The 22,102-nt window shown below is 45.5% G+C and carries 17 protein-coding genes and 1 pseudogene; 13 read left to right on the forward strand and 5 right to left on the reverse strand.

All coding sequences use genetic code 11. The features are described 5' to 3' along the window. Positions 1-74: 74 nt before the first annotated feature. The 12 genes from AC58QD_RS15395 to AC58QD_RS15450 all read left to right on the forward strand — a co-directional run bounded on the left by AC58QD_RS15395 (position 75) and on the right by AC58QD_RS15450 (position 17,351). Entirely contained in the window at positions 75-2,870 is a 2,796-nt protein-coding gene (locus AC58QD_RS15395; protein WP_497334695.1) for a DUF4838 domain-containing protein, read from the forward strand. A gap of 50 nt (positions 2,871-2,920) precedes the next feature. After that, positions 2,921-6,193: an FIMAH domain-containing protein gene (locus AC58QD_RS15400; protein WP_497334697.1), complete on the forward strand. Its 3,273-nt coding sequence runs from the start codon at positions 2,921-2,923 to the stop codon at positions 6,191-6,193. Between the two features lie 423 nt (positions 6,194-6,616). Further along, positions 6,617-6,829, forward strand: a complete 213-nt coding sequence (locus AC58QD_RS15405) for a hypothetical protein (RefSeq protein ID WP_497335021.1) — start codon at positions 6,617-6,619, stop codon at positions 6,827-6,829. 383 nt (positions 6,830-7,212) lie between these two features. Beyond that, positions 7,213-7,596: a P-loop nucleotide/nucleoside kinase family protein gene (locus tag AC58QD_RS15410; protein WP_497334699.1), complete on the forward strand. Its 384-nt coding sequence runs from the start codon at positions 7,213-7,215 to the stop codon at positions 7,594-7,596. A 600-nt stretch (positions 7,597-8,196) separates the two neighbouring features. Continuing rightward, positions 8,197-8,409, forward strand: coding sequence for a hypothetical protein (locus AC58QD_RS15415; RefSeq protein WP_497334701.1), 213 nt, complete (start codon positions 8,197-8,199; stop codon positions 8,407-8,409). A gap of 318 nt (positions 8,410-8,727) precedes the next feature. Further along, complete coding sequence (locus AC58QD_RS15420) at positions 8,728-9,375, forward strand: 2OG-Fe(II) oxygenase (protein WP_497334703.1); 648 nt, start codon at positions 8,728-8,730, stop codon at positions 9,373-9,375. A gap of 594 nt (positions 9,376-9,969) precedes the next feature. Continuing rightward, the gene (locus tag AC58QD_RS15425; RefSeq protein ID WP_497334705.1) at positions 9,970-10,761 is read left to right on the forward strand and encodes a hypothetical protein; all 792 of its coding nucleotides are present in this window, start codon (positions 9,970-9,972) and stop codon (positions 10,759-10,761) included. A gap of 626 nt (positions 10,762-11,387) precedes the next feature. Further along, complete coding sequence (locus tag AC58QD_RS15430; protein ID WP_497334707.1) at positions 11,388-12,479, forward strand: nitric oxide synthase oxygenase; 1,092 nt, start codon at positions 11,388-11,390, stop codon at positions 12,477-12,479. A 113-nt stretch (positions 12,480-12,592) separates the two neighbouring features. Beyond that, the gene (locus AC58QD_RS15435) at positions 12,593-12,772 is read left to right on the forward strand and encodes a hypothetical protein (protein ID WP_497334709.1); all 180 of its coding nucleotides are present in this window, start codon (positions 12,593-12,595) and stop codon (positions 12,770-12,772) included. 260 nt (positions 12,773-13,032) lie between these two features. After that, positions 13,033-14,022 (forward strand): diaminopimelate dehydrogenase, encoded by a 990-nt coding sequence (locus AC58QD_RS15440; protein ID WP_497335001.1) that lies wholly within the window; start codon positions 13,033-13,035, stop codon positions 14,020-14,022. 776 nt (positions 14,023-14,798) lie between these two features. After that, complete coding sequence (locus AC58QD_RS15445) at positions 14,799-15,956, forward strand: winged helix-turn-helix domain-containing protein (protein WP_497334711.1); 1,158 nt, start codon at positions 14,799-14,801, stop codon at positions 15,954-15,956. 66 nt (positions 15,957-16,022) lie between these two features. Continuing rightward, positions 16,023-17,351 (forward strand): MFS transporter, encoded by a 1,329-nt coding sequence (locus AC58QD_RS15450; protein WP_497334713.1) that lies wholly within the window; start codon positions 16,023-16,025, stop codon positions 17,349-17,351. An 18-nt stretch (positions 17,352-17,369) separates the two neighbouring features. Here AC58QD_RS15450 and AC58QD_RS15455 read toward each other — a convergent pair. Then, positions 17,370-17,525 (reverse strand): annotated as a pseudogene (locus AC58QD_RS15455) (S-layer homology domain-containing protein); the annotation flags it as partial. A 21-nt stretch (positions 17,526-17,546) separates the two neighbouring features. On the opposite strand from AC58QD_RS15455, the gene AC58QD_RS15460 reads away from it, so the two are divergent. Continuing rightward, on the forward strand, positions 17,547-17,825 hold the full coding sequence (locus AC58QD_RS15460; RefSeq protein WP_497334715.1) for a VOC family protein: 279 nt from the start codon (positions 17,547-17,549) through the stop codon (positions 17,823-17,825). 146 nt (positions 17,826-17,971) lie between these two features. Here the strand turns inward: AC58QD_RS15460 and AC58QD_RS15465 are convergent, their stop codons facing one another. From AC58QD_RS15465 to AC58QD_RS15480, 4 genes are all read right to left on the reverse strand, one after another. After that, positions 17,972-18,367: a VOC family protein gene (locus AC58QD_RS15465; RefSeq protein WP_497334717.1), complete on the reverse strand. Its 396-nt coding sequence runs from the start codon at positions 18,365-18,367 to the stop codon at positions 17,972-17,974. A 205-nt stretch (positions 18,368-18,572) separates the two neighbouring features. Next, positions 18,573-19,085: a hypothetical protein gene (locus AC58QD_RS15470; protein WP_497334719.1), complete on the reverse strand. Its 513-nt coding sequence runs from the start codon at positions 19,083-19,085 to the stop codon at positions 18,573-18,575. A 172-nt stretch (positions 19,086-19,257) separates the two neighbouring features. Further along, a complete protein-coding gene (locus AC58QD_RS15475; RefSeq protein ID WP_497334721.1) occupies positions 19,258-19,776 on the reverse strand; it encodes a hypothetical protein in 519 nt (172 codons plus the stop codon). Between the two features lie 25 nt (positions 19,777-19,801). Continuing rightward, positions 19,802-21,949 carry an ABC transporter transmembrane domain-containing protein gene (locus tag AC58QD_RS15480; RefSeq protein WP_497334723.1) on the reverse strand — a complete coding sequence of 716 codons (2,148 nt, stop codon included), beginning with the start codon at positions 21,947-21,949 and terminating at the stop codon, positions 19,802-19,804. Positions 21,950-22,102 lie beyond the last annotated feature (153 nt).

Raw genomic sequence — 22,102 nt, forward strand, 5'->3', positions numbered from 1 at the left:
GCCGCCGTTAGGGAAATATGGATTCGTAACATCGGCCCTATTTAATGAATGATAATGTTGCGGAGTGTGATCAAATGAGACAATTTAGTAAGAAATTGTTTTTGTTGCTGTGCAGTCTATTAGCGACTATGGTAATAACAACTTGGGGTGTTATATCAATTTATGCGGCTACGGTCAACGAGTCGACTTCTCATCAGATCGTCATTAACGGGCAAGCCAATGCCGTAGTGGTGGTCCATGAAAATGCTAACAGCCAAACGAGTAAAGCAGCAAGCGTTTTAGTCGAATATGTAAAAAAGTCGACTGGGGCAGAATTGGCCATCATGACCGAAGAACAGCTGAACAATGCGGGTCCATTGTTATCTGGATTCGTTCATATTTACGTTGGTGAAAGCGCTCTTATACAAGACTCTACCCTGTCCGCGGATCTGCTAGGGTTAAAGGATGACGGTTTCATTATTCGACCCAATTCGGATCGTATCATGTTGATCGGAACCAACTCTTGGGGGACGATATTCGCTGTGAATGAATGGCTTGAAAGGTATATCGGTGTTCGTTGGATACTGCCTGGGGAGAGCGGAGAAGATGTGCCCATTCATACGGATGTTAGCGTACCAATTCAGGAGATCGTGAAGGAACCGGCGTTTAGTGACCGAATGATAAGCCCCATACTTCCGGGCGCCAATATCCGTTTTCCAGTTCAAGTCGAGTGGGCCGAACGGAATAATACACACTACTCTATAACATTCTCACATGCTTTATACAGTTATTTTCCGACTTCTTTATACGGTACATCTAATCCGGAATTTTATCCGACTCGAAACGGCGTACCGTATATACCGCCTGCCGGTGTGACAACAGGATGGCAGCCTTGTTTCTCTGTCAAAGGCACTGTGGATGCAGCTGTCCAGGGAGTTCTGAATTATTTTGCCGCTAATCCTACTGCAACTACGGCTTCGCTTGGCGTTAATGACGGGGGGGGATACTGTTTGGCGGATATAACCAACCCTGACAAAAACCTGTCTGATATTTATTACGATTGGGTGAACCAAGTCGTGGTACAGGTTCTCAACACCTATCCGGATAAAAGATTCGGATTGCTTGCTTACGGTCCTATCCAGACGCCTCCATCATTTCCTCTGCATTCAAGTGTTGTTCCCTTCATTACAAAAGACCGTATGGCGTGGAGCGACCCTCAGACTGCGTCAGATGATCAAGCTTTAACTTTAGGATGGGGACAAGTGGCAACCAACATAGGCTGGTATGACTATACTTATGGTTCGAGCTATTCTTTACCTCGTGTATACCCCCATTTAATGGCGCAATATTATCAGTTTGCAATGGAAAATAAAGTGTCATCACAATACACCGAGTTGTATCCGAACTGGGGCGAGGGACCAAAGGCGTGGGTTATGGCCAAATTGTTGTGGGATCCGAATCTGGATGTAGAGGCACTGCTCAATGAATGGTATGTTCGTACCGCCGGCGCTCAGGCCGCCTCTGAATTAAAAGCCTATTACGATCACTGGGAAAGCTTTTGGATGGGACGCGTGCAGCAAACGCAATGGTTCCAAGCTAGTAAAGACCGAATAAATTTGGAGTTCGCAAACTCCGGATATTTGAACATCGTAACAGAGGTAGAAATTGCAGAGAACCGACAGCGTCTGGAGGCTGCCTTAAGCAAGGCTGAGACCGAACAGCAGAAGGCTCGTATAACGATTCTGCTGCGAGAATTTGAACAATATGAGGCTGCCGCATTAAGTTATCCGAAGCAGGGTCAGCCGCCGTCCGACTCTGCGCAGGCGATAGCGGCCTTAGACAGGATCTCGGAAACCCTGGACACGAAGCTGCAGTGGGCGGTAAGGCGTAACGAGATACTCGATTCCCTTAAATCGGATCCGATTCTGATGCTTCCGTTTGCGCCTCCTCAATGGTCGGGATGGAACAGTCATGATTTCTGGAATTTAACTGACTACCTGAAACAAAGTGAGCCGAATGACGGATCGGTCCGCGAAAAGGTTCGTATACTTGAACAGGAAGCAGCTTCACCTAATATGCGGCACTTCGCCGGCTTGCTGCAGCAAGTTAGTGCTGCGCCTGCCACGCTGGTTGCGAATTCCTCCTTCGAAGAAGGGAACGGGGATGCCCCGCCCTGGTTGTTCTGGACTGAATCGACGGGAACGATTAAACGGGTTGAAGGAGTTGCGCGCACAGGGAATGCAAGCCTTCAAATCAACAATCTGCATCGTGGCGGACCCGCACAAATTATTCCGGTTCGTCCGGGGTTGATTGCTTCCAATGTATACTATTATACGCCTCCAGGAACTATGGGTAGCGGATCTGTTCAATGGGCCATCAATATGATGGATGCTGAGAAACGAACGCTATACAGTTTACGAAGCGATCAGAAAACAATTGTCAATACAGTCGGGCAGTGGGCTAGCATCAACTATTTGGAAGAGGTTCCCCCTTCCTTTCAAGGAAAGGAAATCAAATTTGTGCAATTTGTTGTCATTGTCGACAACATTCCTTCTGATACGTCGCTTTATCTCGATGATATTGGCGTTTATCAGAGCGAATTGCAAGGGGATGGTGATCTAAGTCTTTTGAGTGTGAGCGGAACGATCCAACCATTATTTAATCCGGCCGTGACCGAATATTCCGTCGAAGTAAGTAACGAAACGGCCAGAATAGAGATAACGGCAAGATCTGCGGATGAAGGTGCCCTGATGATGGTGTACGGAAACCCACTAATCGGAAAGATTCCGCGAACGTTTAATCTAAAGGTTGGCGAGAACGTCATTCCTATAGTAGTGGTGGCCCCGAATGGGGCGATAAAAACGTATACGGTTAGGATAATCCGAGAGTAAACCCTGATAGGGATCGGGGAAAATTAAGGGCCAATGAAAGGACGTTAGATATGGTGAAAATCCGATGGATGTTTTCAGTGTGGCTGATCAGTGCTTTGCTTTCTGCCTTGCTGTTGAATATAGGGAATGTCGAAGCGGCAACTTCTGCATCTACTATATCGGCAGGAGCAAATCCATTCGCAATAGCGGCTAATCCGGTGACGAATAAGATTTATGCGGTAAATGCAACGGGAAACAGCGTAACGGTCATTGACGGATCGAATAACAGCACAGCGACAGTGTCTACCGGAGCAGCGGTGAATGGAAAGCAACCAAGACCAATTGCAGTTGCGGTGAACCCGAAGACTAATAAAATATATGTCGTAAATTCAGGTATTGGTACCGTAGCGGTGATTCATGGGGAGGACAACACTACGGATCATGTGTCGGTAGGTTTTAATCCTCAGGCAGTGGCCGTAAACCCGGTAACCAACAAAATCTATGTGGCCAACCGCGACAGCAATACGATCACCATGATCAATGGGACGAATAACAACCCCGTAACCATATCATTGAAAGTAGGTACTGTTACTGGTTTGGGGCCGCAAGCAATAGCGATCAATCCGATAACCAATAAAATTTATGTAGCTAATTTTCTCAGTAATACGATTACAGTTATTGACGGATCGTCCGACAAAGCGATCAAACATATATCAGCAGGGTCACGTCCTACAGCAGTAGCGGTTAACTCGAAAAGTAACAAAGTCTATATAGCTAATGCAGTCAGCAATAATGTATCGGTTATAAACGGAACGGATGACATTGTTGTAGCTCCGGCGATTCCGACCGGTCTAAAACCGACTGCGGTGGCTGTAAATCCGAATACGAACCTTGTATATGTAGCCAACTACGACAGCAGAAACGTGACTATTATTAACGGTGCCGATCATACAACAGTTTCGATCAGTACAGGGACAAATCCGAAATCCATTGCAGTTAATACATTGACTAACAATATTTTTGTAACGAACTATGGCAGCAACAGCGTTACGAAGATAGACGGTACTTCTGGCGTGCCCGTTACCACCACATTACTTGTTGGTACAACGCCATTTGCAATTGCTGTCAATCCGGTAACCAACCGAATATATACTGCCAACAACGGCGGAGGCAATGTTACGGTTATAGATGGAGCGGACAATAACACTACTCTTGTTCCTGTGGGAACGCATCCTGCTGCTGTAGCGGTAAATTCGACTACTAATAAGGTTTATGTAGCGAATAAGGACAGCGATGAAGTAACAATAATCGATAGAACGAATGGAACTACTGCAACCGTTCATACTGGAGAAGCGCCAACAAGTATAGCGATTAACCCTATAACGGGCAAAGCCTACGTGGTGAACTTTAGCAGCAATAACGTTACGGTTATCGATGGTACAAATAACAACGTTATTTCTACCGTTGCAGTGGGAATCAATCCGCAGGCTGTGGCTGTCAATGTAGCGACTAACAAAATTTACGTGGCTAATTTGTTTAGCGACGACGTTACGGTCATTGATGGGAACGACCTCAGTACGACTACCGTTCCAGTAGGTCAAGCACCAACAGCAATAGTCGTAAACTCTGCTACCAACATGATTTATGTAGCTAACTACAACAGTAATACGGTTACGGTGATTAATGGACTTAATAAGACTACCATTGCCGTTCCAACCGGAGAAGCACCAACGGCATTAACCGTTAATCCTGAAACAAACAAAATATACGTTGCAAATTTTAGAAGCAGTAATGTTACTGTGCTTGATGGAAAAGACAACACAACTGCAACGGTTTCACTTGGCTCGGGCCCGACAGCAGGTCGAAACCCGCTATCCTTAGCTGTGAATCCACTTACTGGGAAGGTCTATGTGGCTAACGTTTCTAGTAACAATGTGACGGTGATTGACGGTGAAACCAATCATACTGTTTCCGTAGCTGCGGGAATTCTTCCTTTTTCGGTGGTAGTTAATCAGGCTAACCATAAGGTATATGTAACGAACCATGGGGGCGAAAATGTAACCGTAATTGACGGGACAACCGCTGGAGCTTTTACTCCTTTTACCGTAACAGTACCGGTTGGAAAAAATCCGCAAGCAATAGCCGTAAACCCGTCCTTAAACGAATATTACGTAACGAACAGTGGAAGGAATGATGTAACGGTAGTGACTGAGCAATCTGTTGTTCCAGGTTTACCGGAGGTACTGATTTCCCCGCTTCCTGAGAATACGTCGGATACGACGAATCCGATGTTTACCTTCCTGGGTACTAACAACTCACAGCGCATTTACTATCAGGTAGATTCACTGACTGGATCATGGCACACAGCATCTCCTAACGGGGCCGACTGGGTAGGCATTGTGGCGGACTTAAGTAAAGGAATGCATACTCTTTATGCATTTGCTGCCGATGGCTTGGAAGCAACCACTGCGAATAGCGGATCAGCCATTGAAATCGGGAAGATCAGCTCCTATGGTTTTCTGGTGAATCCGCCCCCACCAGTTACAACGGCAGGGGTTCAAGGGGTATTGGTCAACGGTTGGTATAAGTCGGATGCTTCTGTCACGCTGGAGGTATATTACAATAAGGATAACGTTATGCGAACGGAATATAGCTTGAACGCTGGCGGTACATGGATTGAATATGAAACGCCAGTCGTTTTGGAGGATAGCGGTATCCATACGATGCATTACCGCTCGGTAAATAAGCAGATGATCGAGGAAGAACCGAAGACGATTGAAGTCCGTATCGATAAGCAAGCCCCAGACTATAGACTGTATGTGGGGGAGGTCTTAATCTCAAACGGTATGAACCTGCAGGACGGGATGCCGCTTGAATGGACGTTCGAATTTAACGATCCTCTATCAGGTGTAGCAGATAAATCGGTTACGGTCAGCGATATCGTGTATGGTCCTATGACTTTTCAGCAATCTTTCACGAAGGATTGGGCTGGACAGCTCGGACCACACACCGTTACGGTTTTTGTCATGGATTATACAGGGAACTTCAAGTCGGATACAATGACGGTAAACGTTATAACAAGTATAGAATCAATGCTGCAACTGGTGGAGCGTTATACGATATCTGGCGATGTAACGGATCCTCTTGTCCCTCAGCTTCGTAACGCATTGAAACAAGTGGAGCACCAGTTGGAAAAGGGGAATTTCAAGAATGCATCCAAGCATATGCAGGACTTCGTAAAACATATGGAAAAAGAACAAATGCAGAAACATATTTCAATCTCTGCAAAAGCAGCTCTCCGAGCCGATGCAGAAGCCCTTTACCAGGAGTGGAATGGTCTTTGATGAGCAAGAAGAAGATCGGGTGCATCTCTTGCGTTGGTACGGAGTGGGAATGAAATTTAATTTGTAACAGGGGTGAGTGAAATTCGGTATGTTGCGTGAGTCCTAGAAAGGTATTGTCGTTTCTATTAATGGTGACTTTGTTGTTGTCTATATAGAACGGTCATCCAGCAGTGGGAGCTGCTGTGGAAGCAGGAGGCACAAGTGTTGAACGGTACAGAATTATTTGTTGCTGATGCTGCCTTTCATCATATTGCTGCGTCAGGCATGACGGAATAATCCAAGTCACTTATCCAAAGCGATAAAGGAGGAACCTCAGGTTCCGTCTTTATCGCTTTGATTTGCCATACCTAAGGTACATGATCCATGCAATAAATGGAATGACTACTCCGTAAAAAAAACCACTATATGGAGAATAAGGAACAAATGGATACCGCCGCCGGGAATATCAAAATCAATTTTATACAGGTCTGCATGATCCTAATGCTCGTGAACGGTCTGATGAATCATGTCATTGTGAACCCCATGCTGCTTGATGTGGCTGGCCGGGACGCCTGGATTTCCGGAAATAGTAGAAGAAAAGGATATGGAAAATTAGCGTTTGAGAAGTTACTTGAATTATTACACACTAAAATATAGATCTTGAAGTTATGTATTGGAATAATATTGGATATGGATTTTGGAAAACGCTTGGATTTACTGAGAGAAGTTTATATGAGACTAGAGGGAACGATCGAAAAGTCGTTACACTAACGGTAAACGAAGCTGCAGCAACCCACACCAGGAGGAGATCGGCTTGCTATAAATCGGAAGATTGTTTATGAGGAGGATGTGAACTAAGCTAAAGGGAACGTTACTAGAAAAGGGATCACTTACTGCTGTTGCAGTTTAGGTGATCCCTTTTGTCGGCTCAAGTAACGGACAGAAGATCGGAATATAACATAATTATCGAAGCTCGCACATAAATCAGCTTACTTATTACCCTATAATATATGTAAAAAGAAGAAAGAAGCGATGACTCTATGCTGGCAGAATGTCCTAGCATTATTTTAATTACCGGAATAATGGCGAGTGGAAAATCAACAGTAGCACAGTTGCTTGCCGAACGGTCCGAGAAATCGGTGCATTTCCGGGGAGATATTTTCCGGAGAATGATTGTTTATAATCATAAAGAAGTTCAGCCAGACGCTGGAAGTGATGATCTGGATCAATTACGGCTACGATATCGGTTGGCGGCACAATCAGCTGATGGCTGTTTTCAAGCAGGATTTACAGTTGTAGTTCAAGATGTCGTAATTGGACCAATGTTGAATGATTTTATAGCTTATATCCAAAACAGTCCTTTTATGTGGTGGTTCTTTGTCCAAACTCGTCGGTTGTCAGACAAAGGGAATCGGCCCGTTTAAAAAAAGGATATGGTGTTTGGACCGTTGAAGGGTTGGATAGTCTGTTGCGAAATGAAACACCTCGAATCGGGATGATGTGGTTGGACTCATCTGAATTGACCCCGGAAGAAACCGTTAATGAAATTATATCGAGATTGCAAGATGAGGCACTTCTAAAATAAGTGACTTACTTAGTAGAAATTTCAAATAGTCATTTAAGAAAATTAACAGTGAAACAATCCAATCATGCTTACAAGGATGCATTAAACCCAATATATTTTTACTTTGACTCTAACGGCGGCCGGGATAACAAATGGGGGATGGATTATTGGACATCACAATCGGATCCGGTAAATATATGGCTTGGCACGAGCAAGCATTCATTAATAAATGGAGTAAACATAAAAGGTATCTTCTAACCAATTGAGACAGTGTAAAAAAGCGTACTCACCAAGATTTGTAATGATATACTGAAGGTAGATGTAAGTTGTACCCTTTTCGCGAGCCAGATGCCCTATGGGCGGAATTATGACAGGAGAGCTGTGCTTTCCCGTGTCACGTTCCGGTCCATACGGGCATTTTTTTGTTCCCGTAAAGTACCGAATAATAAGGAGGATGCCTATGGCAGAAGATTATGGTATTTTATCCGAGGAGCGGTTTACTACGATGGAAAAAGTACGTTTGTACCGAAAATTTGAAAAGGTAGTCAAAAAGCGAGATTCTTCTTTGATTGACAAGTCCCTCTACACGTTTCTGTATGTCTACTGTGGTTATATTGCACACTACAACATCTATACCTATCGTGAGCACTATGGCGATCAACCGCTAAGCTAGTCATCCGCGAGTAAGCTTCGACAGCAAGTTAAATCAAGATATCGATACAACCCTCGCCTCCACCATGTAAGCCCCGAACGCAAGAGGTCGGGGTCTTTCTATGCCTTCAAATTGTAGCCTTTTAGTCGCCAACTTAATATAAGATTACAATTTTTTAGAAACCCAGTAGCCCATTTGACTATTGGGTTTCTCTTGTTTTCTCATCCTATTTCAGGTTACCAGGAAGTTTGATTATTTTGATTTTTCTGAAATTAGTAGAGCAATTCATTCCATTTTATGGTATTGTGATGAGTGTCATAATATAGGGGCTGTGTAAGGATGATAGGGAATACGACAGAGAAAGAACGGACGATATTTGATCATACTGGAAATACAATTAAGACAGAAGATCGAGAGATTCGAATTCTTGCCAAGTATGAGGCACCGCTGGTTGTCGTACTAGGAAATGTGCTTAGCGATGAGGAATGCGATGAGCTAATTAAACATTCTAGGGAACGATTGCTACGTTCAAAAATAGGTGAAGATCGTACGGTCAATCAAATCAGAACGAGCAGCGGGGTGTTCTGTGAGGAGAATGAGACGATTACAAGAATCGAGAAGCGATTCTCTCAAATTATGAATATTCCTATTGAGCATGGTGATGGCTTGCAAGTTCTGCTGTATACCCCTGGCCAAGAGTATCAACCTCATTATGATTTCTTCGCAGAAACGAGTCGAGCAAGTGCCAACAATCGAATTAGTACGCTCGTGATGTATTTGAATGATGTGGAGGAAGGCGGAGAAACGGCGTTCCCCATGCTTAATTTATCTGTTTTTCCTAACAAAGGCATGGCGGTCTACTTCGAATATTTTTACAGTAATCATGAATTAAACGATTTCACCTTGCATGCAGGTACACCAGTGATCAAAGGGGAAAAGTGGGTTGCAACGATGTGGATGAGAAGACAAGCCTTTCGCTTCTCCTAGATGTATGATCATGTACGGAGCGATTTGGAAGCAATGGAAAGTCAGGTCGTTACTAATTCTAGTAACTCTTAAGTGACATCAAAACTATGACTATACCCGTAGAAGCCTGTGTGGCGTGATCTTCGGACAGGGGTTCAAATCCCCACGCCTCCATACCAGTACGGAAAAGGACACCTATGCGGTGTCCTTTTTTTTGGTGGGCGAAGTTTGAGGAGAACATCTGTCCGAAGAGGATAGGGGTTCAGTCCCGCGCACGGGAGCGGAGTAAGGGATGTTTTTCTTGCCTGATCGAGGACAAGATACAGTAGAAACGGTAATTCTGATTCAAAATAATGAATCAAGTTTTACAATAAACGGGCTTTATTTATATATGGAAGGTATTTGTAATTTAATTAACGAATTTACATAGTAAAGCAACCGAGAGGAACGATATGCAATATGCATTAACTAGCGAGATGTTTTGGGTGGTTTCTGTCTTAGAAGCAGCGATTCCAGGCATGGAGTGGGCTCAGGAGAAGGCACGGAAAAGCTGAAGAAGTTAAGCCTTAGTGAGCATCCTTATTGGAAGCACAAATAAATCTACTGGGGTCTCTAATGAACAATAGAATTCGTGAACTGTTAATGGAGAGTACACTATGCTCAAAAAGAGAACTCGTCTCAATTCTAATTAATAGAGCAGAGAAAAAACAGAGTAACCAAGTGTTTCACAGTATATTTCAACAATTTCTAATTGATTCGAAGGTGAGCCTAGCAGCTCCATTCGTGATGGTGGGGCCTAAGAGGGGATTATCATGTTTTGTTTCGGATTTTCTGTCTTTCTATGTAACGGGCAGTGATTATGAAGAGCAGATTAAGCTATTGAAAAGTCTGCTACAGGATTTAGATGATCTCCATGAGTCTAAAAAGCCCATATTGAAAATGACTACTGCTCAAAGCTTACTTCAAATACTTGAGCGTTTTGGAGCTAGGCGTTTTCTGGCTCGCAATACTAGTGGTGTACCTATTCGGTTCTATTTCGTTCCGTATGGCAACAGAAGCATGAATGCAGGATACTTCCCGCATCTTCATTTAGTGGTCATTTACAAGAATGATCTTGATAGCAATTCCAACCCAGAGTATATTTTCATGCATGAGTTAGGACATGTAGTTCAAGTGCGCATGACGAAGAGCCTAACAATTGTACCAAGCTCATTTAAGGAAGCTGTAAGAGGAATGTTTAAGCCCTGCTCAGATGAAGTATTAGCCGAAGTTTTTGCAGATTGCTTTTCTTTAGCAGTTATGAAGGGAACATCATTTGAAGAGAAGAATCCCTTCTGTACTACATTTTTACAGGAGCATCAAATTCTACTTAGAGATTACTTTTCATCCATATTTAAAGCTAAATGAACGCAACGGGAGCAGAAGGGAGGATTAATAATGGATGCACGTATTTTCAATAATGATATAGTATCCCTTGAAACTACAGATGACGATAACATCATGTCTATTAAATTAAGTGCCTCAAAGCGGCATCGAAATCAACCGCTAAGGTAGTAATCCGCGAGTAAGCTTCGACAGCAAGGTAAATCAAGATATCGATACTCCCCTCGCCTCCATACTGAAAACCTGCTCCTGGAGCGGGTTTTTACCTTTTCATGAGCAGACTGCTACAGTTAACGATGCAGTAAATGCTGCAATCATTTGGCTGACTTTGAAGAGTTGACGTTGTAAACAGACAAACATGGTATCCGGGTGATGCTCGATTTGGTGTTCAAGTAGTTTTGATGTTAATTTTTCATCTGCATTTAGCTGAATGTAATAGATTTCAATTCCTTCAGGTAAATGAATGGGAAGAAAAAATACTGGCCATGGAGTATCTCTGGTCATAGCCCCGTCAAGTAGAAAGTGAAAGAAGAGATATATCTAAGCGGCGATCATCTCTCGGTATTCAATGGTAGAGGAGTCGCTGAGTTTTTGTTTGGAAATGTTTTTCGTTATAATGATGCTATTAAGCTAACAGGAGAATAGGAAACATGAAATCAATCATCCAAGTGGAAGAAGCAGAGCAGTTTATTCGGATATGTTATGGTGAATTAGGGAAATCGGATGAGGTGATCGAAGCTAGAGTTAGGGAGATTAAACATTTAATGACAGTGCAAGGCTACTATACCCATACCTTCGAAGAATTAGAGTATGGAGCCAAGCTAGCTTGGCGCAATAGCAATCGCTGTATTGGTAGGCTCTTCTGGAATATGCTTACCGTATTTGATGCGCGTGAACTAGATACAGAGGAAGAAGTTTATGGAGCGCTACTTCAACATCTTGAGTATGCAACTAATGATGGCAAAATCCGTCCAACAATCACCATATTTAAGTCGACAATGGACTTGTCGAAGCAAATTCGAATTCTTAATCATCAATTAATTCGATATGCTGGATATGAAACTGAACATGGGATTACAGGCGATCCACATTCTATCAAATTCACTCAATTCTGTGAACAGCTTGGATGGGAAGGTAGAGGAGGACATTACGATGTTCTACCTATAGTAATCCAAATTGGAGATCGTGAACCAAGACTTTTCGACCTTCCACAAGCCTGTATTCTGGAAGTGCCTATTACCCATCCTGAGATAGAAGGTTTTGCTGATTTGAATCTGCAATGGTACGCTGTTCCAGCTGTATCAGACATGTTTTTGGATATTGGTGGTATCCGATATATGGCTGCACCTTTCAATGGTTATTATATGGGGACCGAGATAGGTGCTCGCAATTTAGCTGATGTTGAACGTTACAACATGCTTCCGAAGGTAGCTTCTATTATGGGATTAGATAGGAAGCGAGAGTCAACTCTATGGCGAGATAAGGCTTTGATCGAACTGAATGTAGCTGTGCTCCACTCCTTTCAGGAGAACAAGGTAACGATAGTCGATCATCATACAGCTTCCAGGCAACTCCAAGGCTTTGAGCAGAATGAACAAAAGCAAGGAAGAGAAGTAACTGGCAACTGGACATGGTTGATCCCACCTGTTTCACCTGCTACAACACATATTTTCCACCGAAGATATGATAACACAATACAGAAACCTAATTTCTTCCATACGGAGACAACAAAGTCTAATTGAAATTATAGATTAAGGAAATTGTCGTTATAAAACGAAGGAACACTCAAGAAGAGAACAGAGCGTATGCATGAATAGAGTTTTTGAAAACTACCACTTAAGGAAGGTGTGAAGATATGATTGACCGTAATGACCTTCAGGAACTCATCCGAATGACAGGTGAACGGGCGACGATAGATGCGAAAGCAAATAATACCTACATTGTATATAAGATTGCGGATGGAACCATTGTAAAAGAGTATCCGAATGGGGAGATTGTTCCCGTGAATGTGAATTACTTCCGTACAGTGCCTTAATAAATCGACAAGATGGTCATTCTGTGATATGGTAAAAGCATCCCATAGGCATTCTACTCTTCGGAGTAGAGTGCCTTCGTGCATACTTACGGGGATTTTACATTAAATGTATCCGATTGGATGTGGATGCGAAGTTTACGTCAGAGGTTACGGTCATTTCAGAGGATAATGAGTTTCTTCTCTCGGTCGTTAACCCTTAACTTCACCCATTCGTGTCAGTGGCGGCCGAAGAGAGGTTACTGGAACATATTCAATAAATGATGGGGGTAATTAACTTGGACAAGATTAATGTAGGCATAGTGGGTTACGGAAATTTGGGCCGTGGCGTTGAATCGGCCATTCGGCAAAATCCGGATATGGAGCTTGCAGCAATTTTTACTAGACGTCAACCCGAAAGCATGCTTTCATCTGCAAAAATGGTACACGTGTCTGAAATCGATAATTATATAGGGAAAATCGATGTGATGATATTATGCGGCGGTTCGGCAACGGATTTACCGGAGCAAGGCCCGTCTATCGCCTCCATGTTCCATACCGTGGACAGCTTTGACAGGCACGCTAAAATCAATGAATATTTTGATTCGGTAGATGCTTCGGCAAAGAAAAGCGGACATGCCAGTGTAATTTCAACAGGATGGGACCCGGGACTGTTTTCACTAAACCGTTTGCTGGCAGAAGCCGTATTACCTGAAGGAAAGGAATATACGTTCTGGGGCAAAGGGGTGAGTCAAGGGCATTCGGACGCGATTCGTCGAATTCAAGGCGTAAACAACGCGGTGCAGTATACGGTTCCTAATGAGGAAGCGGTTAACCTGGTAAGAAAGGGAGAGAATCCGGTATTGTCCGCAAGAGATAAGCACCTGAGAGAATGCTTCGTTGTAGCGGAGCCTGGTGAAGATCTGTCTCGCATCGAAAAAGAGATTATAACGATGCCGGACTATTTTGCCGATTACGAAACTCAAGTCCATTTTATTAGTGCCGAAGAATTGCAGGAGAAACATTCTTTAATGCCTCACGGAGGACTTGTTCTTAGAAGCGGGATAACAGGAGCCGATAGCAAGCAAATTATAGAATTTGGACTTAATCTGGCCAGCAACCCTGAATTTACCGGCAGTGTACTGGTCGCTTATGCTAGAGCAATCAGCAGATTTGCGAAGGAAGGCTTTGTAGGGGCGAAAACGGTATTCGACATTCCTTTTGGCTACTTGTCTCCCAAATCGGCTGAACAGCTTAGAAGAGAGTTGTTATAACGTTCTCAAGTCTCGTAAAAAGGGAATTATCCACAGGGTTATACACAATGCTCACAAGCAAAAAAACCTTGGTGTGCATAACTCTTTTGCAACATATAAACATATCCACAGCATCACATATTCACACAGAAGTTCCACTGACATAAGAAAGGAGCTGGAACCCCTCCGAAAGGGTGCTTTTTGCATGCTACAGGGCAAGGAGGAGAACCCCTGTCCGAAGGAGGACATTGGGGTCGATCGCGCGGACCGGAGCGGAGGAAGCACGCAATCGAAATCAACCGCTGCGGAAGCTCCTCTTTCAATTTCCCTTACACGTTCGGTTTTCTTTTCAGTTCTGGAATTTATGTAAAAGCATTGGAGAAAGGGGAAAGATTTGATGTTACGTTCGAGAATTTATTACGTGAGTCAGCAAGCATGACGGTTGAGGAGTTAGCTTCAAAACACCTGAGTGTTGATCTACGAGAGGCAGAATTCTGGGAAAATGCAGCTAGATTGGTTATGTCGGACATTAATAAGTTTTTGGAATTGACCGAAAAAAATGAATGAAGTAAAAGTGATGCCGCCACTAGGGCGGCATTCTCGTTTAGACAAAACTTGCCGTTACAGAGAACGGTATCATAAATAGTGGTAAAGCGGAGAGTTGAGGTAATAATTGAGATGAAGGATGTTTTAGTACGAGACGATAGACCGTCATCCGTTTTTTTCTGGAGCACCGCTAAGGTGGACTGGTATACTGAAGTCATGAAGCCGGTCCATAGGAAAGAAGGGATACCCGCATGCAACTGGAATTACACGCAAGCGAATATAAAGTGACTACCGAAGGCATAACGGTAGAGCTGCTGCCCAAGGAGTTCGCTCTGTTGCAATTTCTCCATCGCAACAGAGGCCGTACATTCAGCCGGGAACAGCTGCTGGATAAAGTATGGCCGCTGGAATATCCGGTTGAGCGCACGGTGGATGACCATATATACAGGCTTCGTAAGAAGCTAGACCATTTTGCAGGCTTGGAAATTAAGACGGTCCGGGGATTCGGCTATTGTCTGGCTGTACAGAGTCCAAAGAACGCAGCGGAAGCGAACCCCACCGTCCGGGATCCGGAGCTGAATGAGACTATGCGGGATATATTCGAGAAATACCACCAATACGGCCAGGGCCGTTCGATGCTGACCCTTGCACGCCAACAGGATGTGCTTGGCTATGAGCTGGACCCGTTCTATTCCGTCTATGTCCGTTTTGTACAAGGGGATCTGGAATGGCTGCTGAATACGGACGAGGTTCCGCTGAACGAACGCTTTTATTCGCTGCTGTTGTTTTATATTCTCACGGGTAACCCGAAACAGAAGCTGGCACTCTGCGAGCAAGTGCTAGAGAAGAAACTATTGTCTCCAGCGCAGCATAGAGAAATGGAGATTCTCAACATTCTTGATTGGTATACGCTGGCGGGAGAGCCCGATAAAGCGCTGGAACGCTTGAAGGTGAGTCACACCGTGATCGCCGAACCGGATTATGAGTATTTCATCCCGCAAACGGCTATTTCGGAGCTGTTTGTGCACCTGGTCGCAGGGGCGGAGGAGCGCGTGCTGGAGAAGATGGCGGAAGCCATTGAAGCCGGGATTTTGTCCGTCAAGCCTTTTTTGCGTGAGATCGGCAGTTACAAGGTGGTCAAGGGACTGTGGATGTTGCGGCGTCATGCATGGCGTGAAGCGGAGAATCTGCTGGACGAAGGGCTCCAGGTGCTGGACAGGTCCGGTTTTGTGCCGATGAGGCTGTATGCCCTGCATCGGATTATTCATTACTGCGGCATGTTTCCACCGGGGAAAGAATTGCGGCAGAAATATACAGATTTTTTTGAAGAAGAACAGGAGCGGATTGGCCTCCAAAAGCTGTTAGGGCCGCTGGAAGCTACGTTGCTGAACGAGATGAACCGTTTCTGATTATGCTCTGACATTTCTCCGTTACAGTAAATTATACGATCTTACTGCGATTTGGAGGAATGAGGAATGACCGCTTCACAACAAGCAGGAGCAAGCCTGTTTCACAACAAAGTATACGTGCGCATATATAGTGCCTTTGCCGCAGCGACCTTTGGCGACTGGTTCGACACGTTGGCGATCCAGGTGCTTGTGGGGTATCGCTGGCAGGCCAGTCCGCTGATGCTTGCCCTGATTCCGGTCGCCAATGCGCTGCCCAGCATCCTGCTCGGTTCGGTTGCGGGTGTCGCTGCCGATCGGCTGAACAAGCTGAAGCTGATGCGTATTTGCGATCTGCTTGCGGCAGTTCTGACCTTGTTGGTGTTATTGGCTCCGAATATGGTATGGCTGCTTCCTCTGCTTATGCTGCGTGCGGCTATCTCTACGTTAAATGTGCCCGCTCAGCAGTCGTTGACACGCAGTATCGTCAGGGAGGATCAGCTGCTTCAGGCGACCTCGCTCAACGGAATCGTCAACCAGGGCTCCAAAATCGCCGGTCCTTTATTAGGCGGATTCGCCTTGTCCCTCTTGTCGCCGCAGTGGTGCATTTTGCTGTGCGCCTGCTTCAGGGCGGGTTCTTATCTGCTGCTGCTCACTGTCAAGAATGCGGAGGCTGGAGACGGCAGGGAAGCGGTTGAAGGGAAGCATCCGTCCGTGCCGGCGCCGGAGCCGGAGCCGGAGCAGCGGGTTCCGCTGCGTATCATGTGGAAAGAAGGCTGGAGCTTCATTCTGCACAGCCGACTGCTGCTGACCACCATGCTGTTCGGATTAACCGGAACGCTCGCAATCCAGATGGTCGACTTTCAGTTCACCAGCCTCTTCCGGGCGGTTGCGCCGGACCAGGAATCTTTGCTCGGCTGGATGGTGGCGGCAACGGGCGCAGGCGCCATACTCATCATTGCAGCGATGAGTCAAATGAACCATGCAACGGGTTATGGATGGAAGTTCGGAAGTGGTTATGCGCTGATCGGCCTATCTGTTGGAGGGCTGGGGTTGCTCCCTGCCGGGGTTTCCGTGCTTCCCGTGCTGGCACTAGGGTTCGTGCTGGGCATCGGCAACGGCATGTTCATGGTTACATTCAACTATTGCCTGCAGAAAGAAACGCCTCCGCATATGATTGGCCGTGTGTTCGGGATTCAGAGCACAGTCCTTGGGATTGTTATGATTGGAGCGCCGCTGTTTGGGGGACTTCTGGTTCAAGTTTCCGGTCCCGCGCGTACCTTCCTGAATTTCGGTATGGTGATTACCGTGATCGGCCTGCTGGGCATTTTGTTCGGAAAGGTATTGTGGCCTGCGTCGAAGGTGTCGAGCTGCAATAGCCCTGTGGAGCAGACAATGGGGGAGAGTGTAGGAATCTGAGAACATGCGTGTAATTTGTGCATCTGGTCGGAAACTGCCGTCCTCATAGCCTTTAATAATGCTTGCCTGTACTGCTTGTGCTACTGCTTTCTGTGCCCAAGCACCGATCTTCGCTGTGTCTGTGAAAGTCAGTGCCGCTGCTTCTCCATGCGGTGTCAACATATTCATCAGCATAAATATGAAGGAGAAGAAAATATGAATCTAGGCGCATTTTCTGTAAGTTTAAACGTAAAAGACATTAAGGTATCTAAATCTTTTTACGAAAACCTCGGATTTCAAGCTTTTGGTGGAGACATTACACAAAATTGGCTTATTATGAAGAATGAAAATTGCGTAATTCGAGAAATTCAAAAGCAGCTTAAAGCAAAAGGAATGAAAATGCTGACTGAAGCAGATGAAACAAAAGAAGGACCAGCACATTTTGTTATTGAAGATCCAGACGGGAATCAAATTCTTGTCGATCAACATCGATAGAATATGCATACCAGCATCTCTTGAATATCCTTATATGTGTTAAAGCACTTCTAACTACAAACAGGTACTTTCCTATTATAAGGAAAGTACCTGTTTGTTGATGGCTATCAGTTGATGCAGCTATATGGATAATCTGGATTTACATTCTATTTTGCGTTTTCATCTGGCTGATGAATACCAAAAATATTTCCTTCGGTGTCCATATAGTACCCTTGCCAAGCCATACCAGGCAGTGCATACTTAGGCAATGCGACTTTGCCTCCATGATTAATAATTTTTGCTTCAGTAGAATCGTAGTCTTTCACTCCCATTGTACATGCATAGCCATTCAAAGCCTTACCTGGTTCTGGGGAAGAACCTTGGCGCTGCATCAAAGCTCCGTTAATGCCAAGCTCATTTGCATCGCCCGTTACAGCTCCAAAATAAGGCATTCCAGCATAACTACTCCAATCTTCAAATATCCATCCGAAAACCTCTCCATAAAACTTTTTAGCACGCTCCATGTCATCTACATGAATTTCGAAATGAACTAATCTGCCCATGATTTCCTCCTAATTTTGGATTCCTTTAAATCTTTTATTATGATCTCTTTTTGATTCTTCTTCCTCATTATTATAATCTATATATAGAAAAATTTTCAATTTTACTCTTGTAAAGTATGATGCATTCGAGGGGTTACAAATTCTGAGTTTTGGATTCAACAAGCCTTATGCCCATACAGAAAAGAGCCTACGCTGGATCCCGGCGTCAGGCTCTTTCATTATAGTCGGCTATTGCCGATTTCCTCAAATGGGTACAATACGCTTCCAACTCGTGAAACGGTACCGTATAGAGGGCAAAGTCGTTCACGATGGATTTGGTGGAGCCGGGCAGAGCGAGGAATTTGGCAAAGAGCCGATCGAGTCTATCGTCAGCCGCGGAAGCCCAGAACTGAACCTGCCGGACGTCGGGATTGCCTTCTTTGATGGCATAGAGCAGTGCGCGCAGTCCCTGTACGAACAAGGATGTACGTCGCAGCCCTTCCTCAATAAAGGCTACCTCGATCTGACAAATATGCTTGTCCTCATAATCGCCGGGACCCGTGCCGTAACCGAAGCCGGCCGCGCCGACCATGTGGTAGGACTCCTCGTTGATAACGAGCATCGCTTTGCCTAGAAAGAGCGGACTGCTGATGAAGCTGAGCTTCATAGCGAAAGGGTAAGGCAAGTTCAGTTCGTCGTGATGGCTAAGCAGGAAGTCCATGTAGGCTTCATGGTCCATTTCAAATTCGCAGATTCGGAATTCGAAAGACATTAAGTCGTTGGCTGTACTCTAAGGGTATCGTTAAGCTTTACGATTTTGCCGAAGCCGCTTCCTTTAACGATTTCTTTGACGTCGGGCTTTGCTGGATACATGACGGATCGCCTCCTATATGGTATTTAGTTCCTTTTTATTATACCTTGGTAAATCTTTTTAGGGTATCCCTTAGATTGTTAATTTTCTCACAGAATACGATTTCTTTGCCATGAGTGCCTTCACGTACGGAGCTCGCGCTTGTGAATTTGGAGTACAGCCTGCATAAATAGTCGTTTTCGGCCAAGGCAGCGAGCCTGATTTCCTGCACCTCCGGGTGCTCCTCGATAATCTTATTCACCATAAATAGCAATCCCTGGAGAAAGATCCGGGATCCTCGGTAAGCTTTATCAGCTATGGCCACATCCAACCAGGCGACAGCCTTATCCTGAAATTCCTGCTCCGGCGTACCGTAGTAATAGGCTCCTGCTCCGACCACACGTTTGTCGTCATTCTTGACCACAACCAAGTGCCCTTGAGCAATGTAGGAATAAATGAGGGTTACCATTTCCAAGGTGGTAAAAGAAAGGTGGAGATCACGCTTATGAGCTAACAGAAATAGACTGGCTTTGGCGAAATCGTCATCGCTCACACATTTTTGGCAGTGCATCGTCATCATGGGTCTCCTTCCTGACTTCCAGTTGTCATCCGATTCTCTTCTGAAGTGTAAGCTCCAACGATTGGTGAATTTGCGGGTGCTCGGCCATTAGACGATGGAACGCTTCTTGTCTGACGGACAACAGCACCGAAGGTCCCAACGCCCTTACCGTAGCGATCCGGGGGATGTTGTGAAGCAATGCGATTTCGCCGAAATGATCGCCGTCCTGCAGCACGGCGACCCGTCGTTCTCCTCTATCAGGCATACGCTTCGTGACTTCAAATTTACCACGGACAATGATGTAAAATTTGTTGCCTTCCTCGCCCTCGCTAACAATATTCTCGCCTTCCTTACAGGTTTCGGTTGTAAACAGCGCAGCGATGACCTTAAGCACCGGTATTTCAATGCCATTGAGGAAGGGAAGCTTGGCAAGTCTGTCAATATCGACCGTCGCGTAGAGCCCATCCTGAGACAGGTTAAATCCGAACTGCTTATCCCAGAGACTGCGATAAAGTTCATTCTTCTGCAGAAGCTCTTGGTGGGTACCGGAGTCCGCGATTCGGCCATCCTGGAATACATAGATGCGGTCGGCGTTCTTGACAGAGGCCAATCGGTGGGTCACGGATACAATCGTCTTCTCGGTTCGGAGCCGATCAATGAGCTGATTGATGTCCGCTTCGGCAGCCGGATCCAATGCTGATGTTACCTCATCGAGCAGCAGCAGCTTCGGCTTCCTCAGGAGCATCCTCGCAATCGACAAGCGTTGTCGTTCGCCGCCGGAAAGAGAGCCCCCTTCATGATGTACTCTTGTATCGTATCCGTATGGCCAGCTTGCAATGACATCATGGATGCGCGCCTGCTTCGCTGCCTCAATCATTTCATCTTCCGAAGCATCACTGTCCAGCAGCAGGTTATCCCGAATTGTCGTATTAAATAAGAAGGTATCCTGCGTAACAAGTGTAGCTTGCTTTCGTAAAGAAGCCTCGCTTATGGTGCGCATGTCGTATTCATTGATAGCGATGGTGCCTTGCTTCGGATCATAGAAGCGGGATAGCAGCTGCAGCGCAGTGCTTTTGCCGGAGCCGCTGGGACCGATGAAGGCCACATAGCTCCCGGCTGAGATCTGAAGGCTTACATTGCGTAATTGATCGGCCTCTACGTTATAACCGAAGGTCACACTATCCATCCGGATCGAGGGTAGATCAGAAGGGAGCTCCAGAGGATGAGGGGCCTCCTGCACGCTGGGCTTATGGTCCAGAACTTCCTGGATGCGCCGAAAGCTAATACTCGAATCGATAAGGGCTGGGATCAGGAACGATAAATTGGAGCCTGACTGGCCTACACTTAAGAATAATGTGAAAAAAGCCATGAAACCGCCGATGGTTATCTCGTCATGGAAGATCAAATAGCCGCCGAAGCCGATCATGATCCCATTCAAAATGAGAAGTGCTGTAAGAGGGAGCCGTTCCATCAGAGACCCGGTAAGATGTACCTTTAGGCCGAAGGAAAAGAGCTCATGCACCTGCTTACGGGCTCGCTCGTGGAATTTGGCTTGCAGATGCAAGCTTTTTATCGTCTTATGCCCCTTAACCATCTCATCAATCGAATTGGAGAAGCGTTCCTGCGATCCTTTATAGTGAACATTGGCGGCTTCCGCACGCCCTTGAAGGAGCCTCGGCCCGATAAACATCAGCGTAGAGCCTGCAAGCATGGCCAGCGTGAGCTTCCATTCAATAGAGAACAAGATAAAGAGCCCAAGCAGAATGCATAGTGCCTCCTTCAGGAAAAAGGGGATTACGACGCGAACCATTCTTTCCACCGAGGACATATCCGTAGAGAAGCGGGTGACAAGATCTCCGACTCTGTATTGCTGAAAGAATGGGAGCGATTGCTGCTGCAGGTGTGTAAACAGCTCGAGCCGTAGCTTCTTGATGACCTGGCCGCTAAGCGTTCCTAACGAGTAATCCCCGCCCATACTTGCACAAATGTTGAGAAAGCCGCTGCTAAGCAGCACCGTCAGGATGATCGCGAATGCGTGGAGGTTCTTGGGTGTGAATGCCTCGTCCACCAGGTATTTCAGGCTCAAGGGAGTTGCTGCCGCATAAGTGACTTCTATGAGAATGCACAATAAAAAAAGGCCGCTTAGAAGCCTATGGGGAATCAAAAGGCCTAGTAGGGTTCTTATGAAATGCAAGAATAATCGCCACCTTTTGATAGAATAAGCTTACAGCAGTTCCTAAGGTCTGTAAATGACGAGACCTTTGCTTTGCCATACAAACTGAGCATTGCGACGCGGTGAAAGGTAGGTTCCATAGTAACCCCGGTAACCCTCTCTTGCTAGAGAGGG

This window comes from Paenibacillus sp. J2R1T-4 (assembly GCF_059692235.1).